Here is a 14,183-nt window from a genome sequence, read left to right on the forward strand (position 1 = left end):
TAAAGCCTAAAACAACACGACATAATGCAAAAGAAAATATTACTGTTAGGCTCCGGAGAACTTGGAAAAGAATTCGTAATCGCCGCACAAAGAATCGGGCAAAAAGTGATTGCTGTTGACAGCTATGAAAATGCTCCGGCCATGCAGGTCGCCCATGCTTTTGAAATAATCAACATGTTAGACGGTGCTGAACTAGACCGCATCGTAGCCAAACACCAACCCGATTTTATCGTACCGGAAATAGAAGCCATCCGAACGGAACGTTTCTACGATTATGAAAAACAAGGCATTACCGTAGTCCCGTCTGCCAAAGCAGCAAATTTCACCATGAACCGAAAAGCGATACGTGATTTAGCCGCAAAAGATTTAGGCTTAAAAACTGCCAATTACCGTTATGCCACAACCAAAGACGAATTGGAAAAAGCAGTAGCCGAAGTAGGGATTCCGTGTGTGGTAAAACCGCTCATGAGTTCTTCAGGAAAAGGCCAGTCGACCATCAAAACACAGGAAGATATTGAAAAAGCCTGGAACTACGCTGTAGAAGGTTCGCGTGGCGACATTATCGAAGTAATTGTGGAAGCTTTTGTGAATTTCCATTCGGAAATCACTTTATTAACCGTTACCCAAAACAACCATCCAACTTTATTCTGTGCCCCGATCGGTCATCGACAAGAACGTGGGGATTATCAGGAAAGCTGGCAGCCGGCACGTGTTTCCGACAAAGACATATTGGAAGCACAAGATATGGCCCGAAAAGTAACCGAAGCATTAGGAGGCGCCGGTCTTTTTGGAGTGGAATTTTTCTTAACCGATGAAGGCGTTTACTTCTCAGAATTATCCCCTCGCCCGCACGATACCGGTATGGTAACGTTAGCCAAAACCCAAAACTTCAACGAATTCGAATTACATTTGCGCGCCATTTTAAGCATTCCTATTCCGGAAATCACCTTGGAACGCATAGGAGCCAGCGCCGTGGTTTTAGCTTCTGAGAATTCCAACAATCCAACGTATTCCGGTATTGAAAAAGTAGCCTCGCTATCCAAAACAGATTTCAGGATTTTCGGAAAACCAACATCCAGACCATACCGAAGAATGGGCGTAGTCCTGGTAAACGATGCCATCGACACGCCAATCGAGGAAATCGTTGAAAAAGCAAAAAAAACCGCTACCTTAGTAACGGTGAATGCGTAAAATTTAGTTTTAAGTCGCAGTCACAGTATTCAGTTTAAAAAAACATTAATGAAAAACATAGTTACAACCGTATTCTTTCTTTTTACCTTAACGCTTAGCGCTCAACCGACCCGAGGCAAAGCCGAACAGAGCGAAGCTAAAAAAGAAAAACCGAAAACCCAAATCGTGGAAGCTTCCTGCGGGCAATGCCAATTCGGGATGACCGAAAAAAAAGGCTGTGATTTAGCAGTTCGTATCGACGGAAAACCGTATTTCGTGGAAGGTACATCGATTGACCAACACGGAGACGCTCACGCACACGACGGTTTCTGCAACGCCATCCGTAAAGCGGAAGTTTCAGGAGAGATTGTAGACAACCAATTCAAAGCGACCTCTTTCGTACTGATTGAAGAGAAAAAAGCCGCTACAAAATAAGCTTGAACTTACTTCTGGAAAATATCGCCAAGCACGTTTCCCTCACTACTGAAGAGCAGGAACGTGTTTTGGCTTTTACCGAAAACAAACACTACAAAGCAAAAACCATCCTGCTTAAAGAAGGTGAAATCTGCACCCATTCTTTTTTTGTAACCAAAGGCATTTTGCGCAGTTACAACATTGACGAAAACGGCGTGGAACATGTAGTGAGTTTTGCCTGTCCCGGCTGGTGGATTGCAGACATGTACAGTTTTTTATCCCAACGTCCCGGACAATTGTACATCGAAGTAAACGAAGACGCCGAAGTCCTGCTGTTATCCAAAGAAAATCAGGATCAATTATTTACGGAAGTACCTAAAATGGAGCGCTTTTTCAGAATCCTGATCGAAAATTCCCTGGTAGCCAACCAGCAAAGGCTAATCGACAACCTAAGCTTCACTGCTGAAGCACGCTACGACAAATTCACCAAAAAATACAAAGAACTGGTAAACTGCTTACCTCAAAAGCAAATTGCATCTTACATTGGTGTGACACCTGAGTTTTTCAGTAAAATGAAAGCGAGACTTCTTAAGAAGTAGTAACAGTTAACAGTCACAGTTAACAGATTTCTCACTGTAAACTGAGACTGGGAACTGCGACTGAAAACCGCGACTGTCAACTGGTATTTCTTAATCTAGGTTAAGCACCCAAGCCTCTCCCTCAACGTAACTTTGTCCTATCAAAATCAAAGTTATGAACCGAAAAGATTTCATCCGAAAAACACTCTTAGGCACCGGAGCGGTCATTACCGGCAACGCCTTAGCCAACAAGAGCGAAGCATCCGAGGAAAAAACAATCGGATTCAATCACATTCAAAACACAAATTCTAAGATTATGGAAAATGTTATTTTACATAAAGCCGATACACGCGGTAATGCGAATCACGGCTGGTTACAAAGTTTTCACACCTTCAGTTTTGCTAATTATTACAATCCGGAACGCATGAATTTCGGAGTGCTTCGCGTATTGAACGACGATACTGTAGCAGCAGGCATGGGTTTCGGAAAACACCCGCATCAAAACATGGAAATCATCAGTATTCCGCTGGAAGGTGATTTGGAACATCAGGACAGCATGGGCAACAAAACCGTAATCAAAAACGGAGATATTCAGGTGATGAGTGCCGGAACAGGAGTACAACACAGCGAGTACAATAAAAATCAGGACACAGCTGTGAAATTCCTTCAGATTTGGGTAATTCCCAACAAACAAAACGTAGCACCGCGTTACGATCAGATTACCTTAAATCCTGAAGAGCGTCACAACAAATTACAACAGATTCTATCTCCCAATGCAGACGATGCCGGTGTTTGGATCCATCAGGATGCTTGGTTTCATTTAGGCAAATTCGATAAAGAAGTCGAAACCGAATACCAATTCAAAAAAGAAGGCAACGGCCTGTATGTTTTTGTATTGAGCGGAGACCTTAGCGTGAATGGACAAGCCTTAAACAAAAGAGATGGTTTCGGGATCTGGAATACGGATAAAGTTTCCATCAAAGCAGATGCTGAGTCAGAATTTCTGTTAATGGAAGTTCCGATGACAATTTAAAAGTCGCAGTTTTCAGTCACCGCTAACAGTAACTTCTGCAAACCGCACTGAAAACTAAATTGAGACTGCGACTGTCCACTAAATTTCTTAATCTAGGTTAAGTACCTGAACAACACCCTCAACGTAACTTTGTTTCATCAAAATACAACACTTAAAAATTTAAAAAATACAATTATGGCAACAACAAAATGGGCTATAGACCCAATCCACTCTACCATCGGATTTAAAGTAAAACATATGATGTTTACCAACGTTTCCGGAAAATTTGAAAATTACGACGCCAACATCCTAACCGAAGGTGACGATTTCACCAAAGCAAATATTGAGTTTTCAGCCGATATCAACTCGATTGATACCCGTAATGCCGATCGTGACAACCACTTAAAAAGCGCGGATTTCTTCGATGTGGAGAACCATCCGAGAATGACTTTCAAAGCATCTTCGTTCACTCAGGTGGATGACGAAGCCTACGAAATAGCAGGCGATTTGAGCATGAGAGGCGTGACCAAATTCGTAAAACTTCCGGCGGAATTCAGCGGATTGATGACCGATCCTTGGGGCAACACCAAAGCAGGTCTTACCATTTCCGGAAAAATCAACCGTAAAGACTGGGGCTTAAACTGGAACTCAGCCTTAGAAACCGGTGGGGTTTTGGTGAGTGAAGATGTGAAATTAGACATCGAATTACAGTTGTTAAAACAATAAACACTTTTCATAATAATAAAGTTTTTGGTTGATGAAGAAGCCCGTTGTTTTGTAATGAAGCATCGGGTTTCTGCTTTCCGGCACCCAAGACTATTCCTCCCAGCCCCGATGGGAGCGGCATCCCGCTTTAGCGGATACAGCGGACAGCGGGAACGACGCCTCCAAAAAAGCCCAAATGTTGGTGCTCCAAAAAAATCACTATTTTTGTTTTTCAAACTAAATCAATTTAAGATGAAAGCATTTGTATTCCCGGGTCAGGGTGCTCAGTTCACCGGAATGGGTAAAGATTTATACGAAACCTCACCAGTTGCTAAAGAATTATTCGAAAAAGCGAATGAAATTTTAGGGTTCCGCATCACAGACATCATGTTTGAAGGAACGGCTGAAGAACTTAAAGAAACCAAAGTAACCCAGCCGGCCGTATTTTTACACTCGGTAATTTTAGCCAAAGTACTTGACATCAAACCGGATATGGTTGCGGGTCACTCTCTTGGAGAATTTTCAGCTTTGGTGGCCAACGGAACTTTATCGTTCGAAGATGGTCTGAAACTGGTTTCCCAGCGCGCAATGGCGATGCAAAAAGCTTGCGAAATAACCCCTTCCACCATGGCTGCCGTTTTAAACTTAGACGACAAAATCGTGGAAGACATTTGTGCTTCGATTGACGGAGTGGTAGTAGCCGCAAACTACAACTGTCCGGGCCAATTAGTAATCTCAGGAGAATTAAAAGCCGTAGAAGAAGCTTGTGAAAAAATGAAAGAAGCCGGCGCCAAACGCGCTTTGATTTTACCGGTTGGTGGGGCTTTTCACTCACCTATGATGGAACCGGCAAGAGAAGAGTTGGCTGCTGCAATTGAAGCAACAACGTTCCATACCCCAAGCTGTCCTGTTTATCAGAATGTAACAGCCAGTGCGGTCTCGTCCGCAGACGAGATCAAGAAAAACCTGATCATCCAATTAACGGCTCCGGTAAAATGGACACAATCGGTAGAGCGAATGGTGGCCGACGGCGCAACTTCCTTTACTGAAGTGGGACCAGGAAAAGTACTAATCGGTCTAGTAAACAAAATCAACAAAGAAATTGAAACGGTTTCGGCTTAATTTACAGCCGACACGTATAGAAACTCCGATGCCAAAACGTCGGAGTTTTTTATTTTTAGTAATATCTTTGTTTCAGAAGACTTTCAAATATGACTCCAATTACTTTGCGGACAGTTAATGTTATGCGTTACATAACACCTTTACGGGAAGGCGGTTCGTTACCGGCTTTGGCGGAAGCGGATGACGATTTCAAATACGTGTTAAAATTTCGCGGTGCCGGACATGGTGTAAAGGCCTTAATTGCAGAATTATTGGGTGGCGAAATTGCCCGTTATCTAGGTTTAGCCGTTCCGGAACTGGTTTTTGCGAATTTAGACGAAGCTTTTGGACGTACGGAAGCGGATGAAGAAATTCAGGATTTACTGAAGTTCAGCCAAGGATTAAATTTAGGTTTGCACTACCTGTCGGGAGCGATTACGTATGATGCTGCCGTGAACGATTGTGACGAATTACTCGCTTCGAAAATCGTATGGCTGGATGCTTTCATCACCAATGTAGACCGCACATTTCGCAACACCAACCTACTGATCTGGCATAAAGAATTATGGCTGATTGATCACGGCGCTTCGTTTTACTTTCATCATGCATGGAACAATTGGGAAGCCAGTGCCGTGACACCTTTCGTTCTGATTAAAGACCATGTTTTATTGCCAAAAGCGACAAAATTGAACGAAGCTCATCAGGAATTTACATCAAAATTAAATAATGAAGTACTGCGAAAAATTGTCGCACTAATACCTGAAGATTGGTTGCTGTGGGAAGACCATTCGATTTCTCCGGAAGAAATCCGAAATATTTATTTACAGTTTTTGATTACCCGTTTACAAAATGCCGATTTATTCTTAAAACAAGCGCAAGATGCACGAAAGATACTTATATGAATATGCCGTAATTCGGGTTGTACCAAGGGTAGAGCGCGAAGAGTTCCTAAACATCGGACTGCTTCTTTTCTGTAAACAAAAGAAATACCTTCGCATGGAATACACCATTACTTCAGATAAAATACGGATGCTGTGTACAGAGTTTGATTTGGAACAGTTGGAAGAAAACATGCATTCCTTCAGCAAAATTTGCGCCGGAAACCCTGATGGCGGACCGATAGCCGCCATGGATACTGCCGAGCGCTTTCGTTGGCTTACAGCAGTAAGAAGTTCCAGCATCCAAATATCAAGGCCTCACCCGGGTTTCAGCTTCAACCTGGACGAAACCTTCGACAAACTTTATCAGGAATTGGTCTTATAAAACAAAACAAAAGTCATACTTCTAAAAATAATTTTTTATTAAGTTCTATTGTTTTTTATTAAAAAAATACTTTAACTTTAGCATTACTGATAAATAATTATTAATTCTTAAAAATGAAAAAAATGAAAAAAACACTTTTAGCATTAGCATTCGTAGGAGCTTTAATGGTTTCTTGTAAAGAAAAAACAGAAGAGAAAATGGATGAGGCCGCAGATGCTGCTGCAACTGAAATGACTCAGGCTGTTGATTCAGCTGCTGCAGATATGGGAGCTGCTGTTGATTCAGCTGCTGCTAAAACAGGAGAAGCTGTAGAAGCTGGTGCTGCCAAAGTTGAGGCTGGTGCTAAAGAAATGAAAGAAGAGGCTAAACACTAATAGCTAACACTTTCAAAAAACAAAAAGTCCTTACAGTGTAAGGACTTTTCTATTTCTAAGGGATTATTTTCTTATTTTCTGTTCCCAGTTCCAGGCACTTTCCAAAGCATCTTCTAAAGTAAATTGGGATTTCCAGCCCAATACAGTATTTGCCTTGTGGGTATTGGCATAAGCTTCCACCACATCGCCTTCTCTTCTTTCCACTAACACATAAGGCAGTTTTTTACCACTCACCTTTTCAAAAGCATTGATCACTTCCATAACCGAACTTCCTTTGCCGGTTCCAATGTTGAAAATTTCCACTTTATCAACATTCTTTTTATGAAGCAATCGCTGTAGTGCCACGACGTGTGCTTTCGCCAGATCCACCACGTGAATATAATCCCGGATAGCAGTACCGTCCGGTGTTGGATAATCGTTTCCAAAAACAGATAGCTCTTTTCGGATACCCATTGCCGTTTGTGTAATAAATGGCACTAAATTTTGAGGCACCCCTAAGGGTAATTCGCCAATTTCAACAGATGGATGCGCTCCAATTGGATTAAAATAACGCAAAAGAATCGCATTCAGGTTCGTCACTTTTGCTACATCGGTAATAATCTCTTCTCCAATCTGTTTGGTGTTTCCGTAAGGGGAAAAAGCCTGTTGTACGGGAGAATCTTCTTTTATCGGCATAGTTGCTGCCTGCCCGTAAACTGTGCACGACGAACTGAAAATAAAATGCGCATCAGATTTTGACTGAAGTTCCTGTAACAGATAAACCAAAGCATTGATATTGTTCTCGTAATACAAAAGCGGGTTTTCCACACTTTCACCAACTGCTTTACTGGCAGCAAAGTGAATTACCCCGGAAATATCATGATGCTTTTTGAAAAAATCCTGAACCGCTTTTTTGTCTCTTACATCAATATGCTCAAAACCGGGTTTTGTCCCGGAAATAGCTTCGATACCCTTAAGTACATCCAAAGATGAATTTGACAAATTATCCACAACCACCACCTCGAAGCCTTCGCTCTGAAGTTCCACTACAGTATGTGAGCCGATAAAACCTAAACCTCCGGTAACGAGTATTTTCATATTCTTTTTAGAAAACAGAAGCAAGAATCAAGATAAAAGACAAAACCAAACGTTCTGTCATTTTACCCCTACCTCTTTCTTCTTGGCTCTTTTTTTAATTAAAAAATTCTAAAACACTATCCGTAATATATTGGATCTGTTCACTATCCAGTTCGGTATGCATCGCCAGAGAGATCACCTCGTTTACCAATTGGTTGGTTACCGGAAAATCTTCTTCTTTGTAACGGACATCCCTGTACGCTTTCTGGCTGTGCAACGGAATCGGGTAGTAAATTGCACAAGGCACGCCTTTACTTTGCAGATGCTCCATCAAAGCATTACGGTCTGCATCAACAATACGCAACGTATATTGGTGGAACACGTGATCGTCGCCATTCAAATCGAAAGCCGGCGTCACTATATTTTTATGATTGGCAAATGCTGCGTTGTATTTAGCAGCCGCTGCTCTTCTGGCCGTATTGTACTCGTTCAGCAAGGGAAGTTTTGCATTCAAAACCGCTGCCTGAACACTATCCAGACGGGAATTCACGCCCACTACATCATGATGGTAACGTACGTACATGCCGTGGTTCACGATCCCTCTTAAGGTGTGTGCCAAAGCATCATCGTTGGTAAAAATCGCACCACCGTCGCCGTAACATCCTAAATTTTTGGAAGGGAAGAACGAAGTGGACGCCACGTGGCCGATTGCCCCTACTTTCTTTTTAGAACCGTCAGTATAGGTGAAATTCGCACCAATCGCCTGCGCATTGTCTTCGATTACATACAAATCGTGCTCCAGGGCCAATTGCATGATGGCCTCCATATTGGCCGCACGACCGAACAAATGTACCGGCACAATCGCTTTAGTATTCGGTGTGATTGCTTTTCTGATAGCCTCAATGGAAATGTTCATCGTATCCATCTCCACATCGACCAAAACCGGTGTTAATTGTAATAATGCGATTACCTCAACAGTTGCTGCGAAGGTAAAATCGGCTGTGATTACCTCATCGCCGGGTTTTAAACCAAGTCCCATCATTGCAATCTGCAACGCATCGGTACCATTGGCGCAAGGAATAACGTGTTTTACATCCAAATAATCTTCCAACGATTTCTGAAACTGATGTACTTGCGGTCCGTTGATGTAGGAGGTGGTATCTAAAACTTCCTGAATAGAAGCATTTACAGTGTCTTTTATTTTGTCGTATTGACTTTTCAAGTCAACCATTTGTAGTTTTTTCATCTGAAAAATATAATTTGAAACAAGCAAAAATACGAATTAATGTAGAATGATTTTATTGATAACGAAAAGAAACCGTATTTTAGCGCAACAAAAGAAAAGTTATGTTTTTTCTCTACAATTTAGTGGTTCAGATTGCCGGTTTTCTGTTGCAAATCGTGGCTTTGTTCAGTCCTAAAATTAAATTATTTGTAGATGGGAGAAAAGAGGTTTTCACTACTTTAACTTCCAAAATTTCAGCCTCCGATAAAACAATCTGGTTCCACGCAGCATCCTTAGGCGAGTATGAACAAGGGCTTCCGGTTATCGAAAAAATAAAAGAGCAGTACCCTACCCATAAAATCGTAGTGACGTTTTTTTCGCCTTCGGGTTATGAGGTCCGAAAAAACAATACCGTTGCCGATGCTACCGTTTATCTTCCGCTGGACACCAAAAACAATGCGCAACAGTTCCTTAAATTGGTTCATCCGGAGATGGTCTTCTTCATCAAATACGAATATTGGCCCAATTACCTGAACGAGCTAAAAAAACAAAACATCAAAACGTACCTGATTTCTGGAATTTTCAGAGAGAAGCAGAGTTTCTTCAAATGGTATGGCGGGTTTTACCGAAAGGCGTTAAAAGCGATCGATTACTTTTTTGTGCAGAATGAAAGTTCTAAAAACCTACTGCAAAGCATCGGATTTCACAATGTAAAAGTTTCCGGGGATACACGATTTGACCGCGTGGTTTCGATACTGGAACGTAACAACGATCTGGATTTTATTGAAGCTTTCAAAAACGACACTCCAACCATAGTGATTGGGAGTTCGTGGCCAAAAGACGAAGAACTTTTACTGCAGTACATCAACCGGTCCTCGGACGTAAAATTCATCATTGCACCACACAACATCAAAGCGGAACAAATTGCGAACCTTACTTCACAACTCACTAAAAAAACAGTGCTGTTTTCCGAGAAAGAAAACCAAAATCTTCCCGAATACGACGTGTTTATCATTGACACTATCGGGATCCTGACCAAAATTTACAGTTATGCCGATATTGCGTATGTAGGCGGCGGCTTTGGAAATCCTGGTGTTCACAACATTTTAGAACCGGCTACTTTCGGGGTTCCGATTGTGATTGGCCCGAATTATTCGCATTTTGCTGAGGCTACGGCGTTAGTCAATATCGACGGATGTATTTCGATTGCCAGCCAAAACGAACTGAACCAGGCTTTTGACTTACTGCTTCAAAACGAAGACGAGCGTTATGAGAAAGGCCACATCTGCGCCACTTTCGTACAGATGAACAAGGGCGCGACCGATATCATCCTGAAACAGATCGCAAACTGATTACAAACTCAGTTTTTCTTTAAACAAACTTGATTGTCTTCTGGAAATTTCCACTTTGACCTCGTTGACCATTTCTGCCAGCAGATTACCGCTAAACCACGGATCGATTTTTTCCACATAATGGATATTGATAATCTGATTGCGATTCGCCCTGAAGAAATGTTCTTCGCTGAGTTTCACCTCAATCTGGTTCAACGACTTATTGATGGTCGCTTTTTCGTTGTTGAAAAACACTTTGGTATAGTTTCCGTCCACTTCAAAAAGATAAATGTCCGAGATTTTCACCAGCCAGCATTTTTCACCGTCTTTTATAAAAATCTGATTGGAGTACGGTAGTTTTTTTTCATTTCGGACTTCTTTTTCCGCCAGTTTCTCCTTTACTTTTTCAACGGCCTGCGCAAAGCGTTTCGGATTTATCGGTTTAAGCAGATAATCCAGCGCGTTGTACTCAAACGATTTGATGGCATATTCGTCAAACGCGGTTGTGAATACCGTTATCGGCACATCATCCAACATTTCCAGAAGCGCAAAACCATCCTTCTCGGGCATATTGATATCTAAAAAAAGTAAATCCGGCGTGGTTTTATGAATCAGTTCAAAACCTGCATCTACGTTTTCGGCTTCCCCGACAATTTCGATTTCCGAATGGTTCCGGATAAGTTCCTTCAGCTCGTTTCGGGCCAAACGCGAATCCTCTACGATAACTGCACGAATTTTTTTCATGGTATTGGAATTAAAATTTTGGCCAAGACTTCGTTGTTATGCTCTGTCAATTCAAACAGTGACTGTTCTCCATACAAAAGTGACAAACGGTTTTGAATATTCTTAAGGCCGATTTGGGTTGAATCTTCAGCAATAGCCAATTTCCCTGTATTGGACACAAGGATCTGAAGCTGTTCTTTTTCAATAGTGGTGGCCAACTGAATCCTTCCGCCTTCTTTTAAAGTGGCAATCCCGTGTTTTACCGCATTTTCGACCAGCATCTGGATAATCATTGGCGGAATTTTGATCTTTAAGGTTGAAGGTGCTGCACTGGAGACAAAAGTCAATCGGTCTTCCAGTTGGATTTTTGAAATCTCAATGAAATTCTCGACCATTTCCAGCTCTTCTTCCAAAGCAATCGTATTAATATCGTTCTTGGTCAGCGAATACCGCAGCATCTCAGACAACCGGGTAATCATCTCGCGGGATTTGACCGGGTTTTCCAGAATCAGGCCTCTGATATTATTCAGGCTGTTGAACATAAAATGCGGATTGATCTGTCCTTTCAGGGAATTCAACTGCGATTCTTTCAGGTTCGACTCCAGCGCCAGTTTCGTAATCTTCACTTCATTGATATATGCGTAAACTTTTATCGACAACACCACAAACAACCAGACTAAAAAAGCAACCGCAAAAGGCGGAAAATTAGCCAGTTTCATATACAAATTGAGTTCTGTACTGCTCGAGCTCCCATAGTAATACATAGAAGGGATATCAAGCATCGGCCACAAGAATGTATGATAAAGCAGTTGCGTTGCCAAAAAAACCAAAATCAGATTAACCCAGGTTTTGCGTTTTGCGTTTGCCAAATCAACTTTATAATCGATATAAAACAATAAAATATAAGAGAGCACAAACCCCAAAAGCGCGCACAACACCCCTTCTGTAATAATATAATACAGCGCATTAGTAGTTTCACTATCCCATTTCTCAACTCTGGCTAACCCGTAAGTGATTTTATCGAGTGTCAGAGTGCTCAATTCATATAAAAGCCATCCTATTAAATTAAACAGATGGTATTTATAGTTTGACATTAATTTCATTTACATCAAAATATTGATGACAACCGTTACAATTGTCTGAATTACTACTAACACAACTTTTACCATGACTGTATGTTTTAAAAATACCTTTGACAAAATGTGCTTTGCCAAAGGTATTGGTTTCAAATTAATTTAAATGCTGAGCAAAAAACCCTAACATGGATTTGTACAGCTCTATCTGATTTTCCTCACGGGCAAAACCGTGACCTTCATTGTATTTTACCATATAAGGCACTTCAAAACCTTTAGCACGCAAAGCTGTAACGATCTGATCGGATTCTGCGATTTTAACCCTTGGATCATTGGCACCCTGTACTACGAAAAGCGGCTTTTTAATCTTATACACCTGATACACCGGCGAAACCTCTTTGGCTATTTTAGCTTCTTGCGGATTGTCCAGATCGTACCATATCTTTTTCACCATTTCTTTATACGGCTTCCAGTATTCCGGGAACGAGGCAAAAAACGTTTCGATATTGGACACCCCTACATAATCCACGCCACAAGCATACAAATCCGGAGTTTTCACTAAGCCCATCAAGGTCGCATACCCTCCGTGACTGGCACCGTAGATGGCAATCTTATCTTTATCAACCCATCCTTTTTGCAATACATATGCTACGCCATCTTCAACATCATCCATTACTTTTCTGCCGATCTGATTGAATCCTGCTTTTAAGAACGATTTCCCGTAGCCTCCTGAAATCCTGAAATTCACCTGCAAAGTAGCATAACCGCGACTGGCAAACAACTGCGCTTCCTGGTTAAAACCCCACGAATCCCTTATACCTTGTGGCCCACCGTGCGGATTCACAATCAATGGTACTTTTTTTCCTTCCAAAGCGGCTTTGGGCAAAGTGATGTACCCGTGAATGGTTAATCCGTCGCGGCTTTTAAAAGTGATCGGTAACATTGGTGCCATATCGCTTTCTTTTAACTGCGGCATTAAATCGTACAGGAACGTCAGTTTATCTTTAGCCACATCATACTGATAGTATTTCCCATATAGTTTGTCACTTTGTACTACAATAAGCATTTTGTCTTCGTTATCATTTTGGGAGACGATGCTGTACTGTTGGTTTCCAAACGCAGCGGACAATCTTTTATGAATCTTCTTAAAAGACTTGCTTACCGGAAAAATTTCAAGCTTTTCGCCGTTAAACCCAACAAAATCGATTTCATAATTTCGTTTCTCCGACAATTCCAAAATGGAAGCATCATAAGTTTCATTGGCATAAATCTCCTTAATGATTTTGTTCTGCTTCAGATCATACAGCACGATTTGTGTTTTATCAGAATCCAGGTTCGTCAGTACATAGGCATCATCCGGATTTTCAGAAGCATAATTAAATTCAAGCACTCCGAAACTGTCCATAGCACCAAAGCTTTTCAACAATTGGAACGCTTCAGATCCCTGCGCTTTGTAAAAATAGTGTGACTCTATCCCGTTGACCATTCGGGTAAACCCTTTCAGATTACCGTCTTTATCAAAACTGTATCCCATAATAGGATTCTGCAGATCGGAATTCGTATATAATTTCTCAAAAGCTCCGGTAGAAATATTCACTTTGTACGGTTCTTTCACCTGCGGATTGTCTTTATTCATCAAAACCAGCAGATAATCTTTCTGGTTTTTCAACACTGATACAAATTCAGCCTGTACGCCTTCAAACGGGGTTAAATCCAACGGGTTCCCCCCTTTGATACTCGCCGAATAAAGATGACGGTTTTCGTTCCCTCCTTTATCCATCGCATACCCTAAATGCGAATCGTTCAACCAAAAGTAACCTCTTATAACCTCCGTTTTTTCTTCGATGGCCAGTGTTACTTTACCGGTTTGGATATGTTTTACATAGACATGATTTTTACCGCTTTTGTCTTTTTCAAAATAAGACATGTACTGCCCGTCCGGTGACAATCGAAAAGTTCTTGCTTTAGGTTTGGCAAAAAAATCTTCAACAGAATACTGATAATTGCCTTTTTCAAGCGAAGCCAGAGAGGCCAGTTGTTCTTTTGTCCATGGGAGTGCTGAGTTACCGGATTTTGGCGCTTCCGATTGTGCCGATTGTGCTAAGGCTGACGCTATGAAAAACATTGAAAACGCCGCCGATAAAATACTTTTCTTCAT

Annotated in this window: 15 protein-coding genes; 10 read left to right on the top strand and 5 right to left on the bottom strand. The window is 41.5% G+C overall.

Annotation, left to right across the window (positions count from 1 at the left end; all coding sequences use genetic code 11):
• Positions 1 to 24: 24 nt before the first annotated feature.
• The 9 genes from purT (at position 25) to ACWPKD_RS05675 (ending at position 6,617) form a co-directional block, all read left to right on the top strand.
• Positions 25 to 1,191: a formate-dependent phosphoribosylglycinamide formyltransferase gene (purT, locus tag ACWPKD_RS05635; protein ID WP_455411696.1), complete on the top strand. Its 1,167-nt coding sequence runs from the start codon at positions 25 to 27 to the stop codon at positions 1,189 to 1,191.
• 48 nt (positions 1,192 to 1,239) lie between these two features.
• Positions 1,240 to 1,605 (top strand): DUF6370 family protein, encoded by a 366-nt coding sequence (locus ACWPKD_RS05640; protein WP_455411697.1) that lies wholly within the window; start codon positions 1,240 to 1,242, stop codon positions 1,603 to 1,605.
• Between the two features lie 2 nt (positions 1,606 to 1,607).
• A complete protein-coding gene (locus ACWPKD_RS05645) occupies positions 1,608 to 2,183 on the top strand; it encodes a Crp/Fnr family transcriptional regulator (protein WP_455411698.1) in 576 nt (191 codons plus the stop codon).
• 295 nt (positions 2,184 to 2,478) lie between these two features.
• Entirely contained in the window at positions 2,479 to 3,195 is a 717-nt protein-coding gene (locus tag ACWPKD_RS05650; RefSeq protein WP_455411960.1) for a pirin family protein, read from the top strand.
• A gap of 174 nt (positions 3,196 to 3,369) precedes the next feature.
• The gene (locus ACWPKD_RS05655) at positions 3,370 to 3,900 is read left to right on the top strand and encodes a YceI family protein (RefSeq protein ID WP_455411699.1); all 531 of its coding nucleotides are present in this window, start codon (positions 3,370 to 3,372) and stop codon (positions 3,898 to 3,900) included.
• Positions 3,901 to 4,131: 231 nt separating this feature from the next.
• Positions 4,132 to 5,001 carry an ACP S-malonyltransferase gene (gene fabD, locus ACWPKD_RS05660; RefSeq protein ID WP_455411700.1) on the top strand — a complete coding sequence of 290 codons (870 nt, stop codon included), beginning with the start codon at positions 4,132 to 4,134 and terminating at the stop codon, positions 4,999 to 5,001.
• Between the two features lie 89 nt (positions 5,002 to 5,090).
• Positions 5,091 to 5,882, top strand: coding sequence for a HipA family kinase (locus ACWPKD_RS05665; protein ID WP_455411701.1), 792 nt, complete (start codon positions 5,091 to 5,093; stop codon positions 5,880 to 5,882).
• A complete protein-coding gene (locus tag ACWPKD_RS05670; RefSeq protein WP_455411702.1) occupies positions 5,860 to 6,243 on the top strand; it encodes a DUF3037 domain-containing protein in 384 nt (127 codons plus the stop codon). The genes ACWPKD_RS05665 and ACWPKD_RS05670 overlap by 23 nt, the downstream gene beginning before the upstream one ends.
• 113 nt (positions 6,244 to 6,356) lie before the next feature.
• Complete coding sequence (locus ACWPKD_RS05675; protein WP_455411703.1) at positions 6,357 to 6,617, top strand: hypothetical protein; 261 nt, start codon at positions 6,357 to 6,359, stop codon at positions 6,615 to 6,617.
• Positions 6,618 to 6,680: 63 nt separating this feature from the next.
• On the opposite strand, the gene galE is transcribed toward ACWPKD_RS05675, so the two are convergent.
• Positions 6,681 to 7,694, bottom strand: a complete 1,014-nt coding sequence (gene galE, locus ACWPKD_RS05680) for a UDP-glucose 4-epimerase GalE (protein ID WP_455411704.1) — start codon at positions 7,692 to 7,694, stop codon at positions 6,681 to 6,683.
• Positions 7,695 to 7,788: 94 nt separating this feature from the next.
• Positions 7,789 to 8,919, bottom strand: a complete 1,131-nt coding sequence (locus ACWPKD_RS05685) for a DegT/DnrJ/EryC1/StrS family aminotransferase (RefSeq protein WP_455411705.1) — start codon at positions 8,917 to 8,919, stop codon at positions 7,789 to 7,791.
• Between the two features lie 101 nt (positions 8,920 to 9,020).
• On the opposite strand from ACWPKD_RS05685, the gene ACWPKD_RS05690 reads away from it, so the two are divergent.
• Positions 9,021 to 10,250: a 3-deoxy-D-manno-octulosonic acid transferase gene (locus ACWPKD_RS05690; RefSeq protein ID WP_455411706.1), complete on the top strand. Its 1,230-nt coding sequence runs from the start codon at positions 9,021 to 9,023 to the stop codon at positions 10,248 to 10,250.
• Here the strand turns inward: ACWPKD_RS05690 and ACWPKD_RS05695 are convergent, their stop codons facing one another.
• The 3 genes from ACWPKD_RS05695 to ACWPKD_RS05705 all read right to left on the bottom strand — a co-directional run bounded on the left by ACWPKD_RS05695 (position 10,251) and on the right by ACWPKD_RS05705 (position 14,150).
• On the bottom strand, positions 10,251 to 10,973 hold the full coding sequence (locus tag ACWPKD_RS05695; RefSeq protein ID WP_455411707.1) for a LytR/AlgR family response regulator transcription factor: 723 nt from the start codon (positions 10,971 to 10,973) through the stop codon (positions 10,251 to 10,253).
• Positions 10,970 to 12,046, bottom strand: a complete 1,077-nt coding sequence (locus ACWPKD_RS05700; RefSeq protein WP_455411708.1) for a sensor histidine kinase — start codon at positions 12,044 to 12,046, stop codon at positions 10,970 to 10,972. The genes ACWPKD_RS05695 and ACWPKD_RS05700 overlap by 4 nt, the downstream gene beginning before the upstream one ends.
• Before the next feature lie 136 nt (positions 12,047 to 12,182).
• Positions 12,183 to 14,150, bottom strand: coding sequence for a prolyl oligopeptidase family serine peptidase (locus ACWPKD_RS05705; protein ID WP_455411961.1), 1,968 nt, complete (start codon positions 14,148 to 14,150; stop codon positions 12,183 to 12,185).
• Positions 14,151 to 14,183 lie beyond the last annotated feature (33 nt).

The sequence above is a fragment of the Flavobacterium pedocola genome (assembly GCF_053764385.1).

Bases quoted from the DNA above. Each gene is read 5' to 3' on its own strand.
- ACWPKD_RS05670 (WP_455411702.1), top strand. From the start codon at position 5,860: ATGCACGAAAGATACTTATATGAATATGCCGTAATTCGGGTTGTACCA.
- ACWPKD_RS05695 (WP_455411707.1), bottom strand. From the start codon at position 10,973: ATGAAAAAAATTCGTGCAGTTATCGTAGAGGATTCGCGTTTGGCCCGA.
- ACWPKD_RS05675 (WP_455411703.1), top strand. From the start codon at position 6,357: ATGAAAAAAATGAAAAAAACACTTTTAGCATTAGCATTCGTAGGAGCT.
- ACWPKD_RS05690 (WP_455411706.1), top strand. From the start codon at position 9,021: ATGTTTTTTCTCTACAATTTAGTGGTTCAGATTGCCGGTTTTCTGTTG.
- ACWPKD_RS05640 (WP_455411697.1), top strand. From the start codon at position 1,240: ATGAAAAACATAGTTACAACCGTATTCTTTCTTTTTACCTTAACGCTT.
- ACWPKD_RS05655 (WP_455411699.1), top strand. From the start codon at position 3,370: ATGGCAACAACAAAATGGGCTATAGACCCAATCCACTCTACCATCGGA.
- ACWPKD_RS05650 (WP_455411960.1), top strand. From the start codon at position 2,479: ATGGAAAATGTTATTTTACATAAAGCCGATACACGCGGTAATGCGAAT.
- galE (WP_455411704.1), bottom strand. From the start codon at position 7,694: ATGAAAATACTCGTTACCGGAGGTTTAGGTTTTATCGGCTCACATACT.
- ACWPKD_RS05665 (WP_455411701.1), top strand. From the start codon at position 5,091: ATGACTCCAATTACTTTGCGGACAGTTAATGTTATGCGTTACATAACA.
- ACWPKD_RS05700 (WP_455411708.1), bottom strand. From the start codon at position 12,046: ATGTCAAACTATAAATACCATCTGTTTAATTTAATAGGATGGCTTTTA.
- ACWPKD_RS05705 (WP_455411961.1), bottom strand. From the start codon at position 14,150: ATGTTTTTCATAGCGTCAGCCTTAGCACAATCGGCACAATCGGAAGCG.
- ACWPKD_RS05685 (WP_455411705.1), bottom strand. From the start codon at position 8,919: ATGAAAAAACTACAAATGGTTGACTTGAAAAGTCAATACGACAAAATA.
- purT (WP_455411696.1), top strand. From the start codon at position 25: ATGCAAAAGAAAATATTACTGTTAGGCTCCGGAGAACTTGGAAAAGAA.
- fabD (WP_455411700.1), top strand. From the start codon at position 4,132: ATGAAAGCATTTGTATTCCCGGGTCAGGGTGCTCAGTTCACCGGAATG.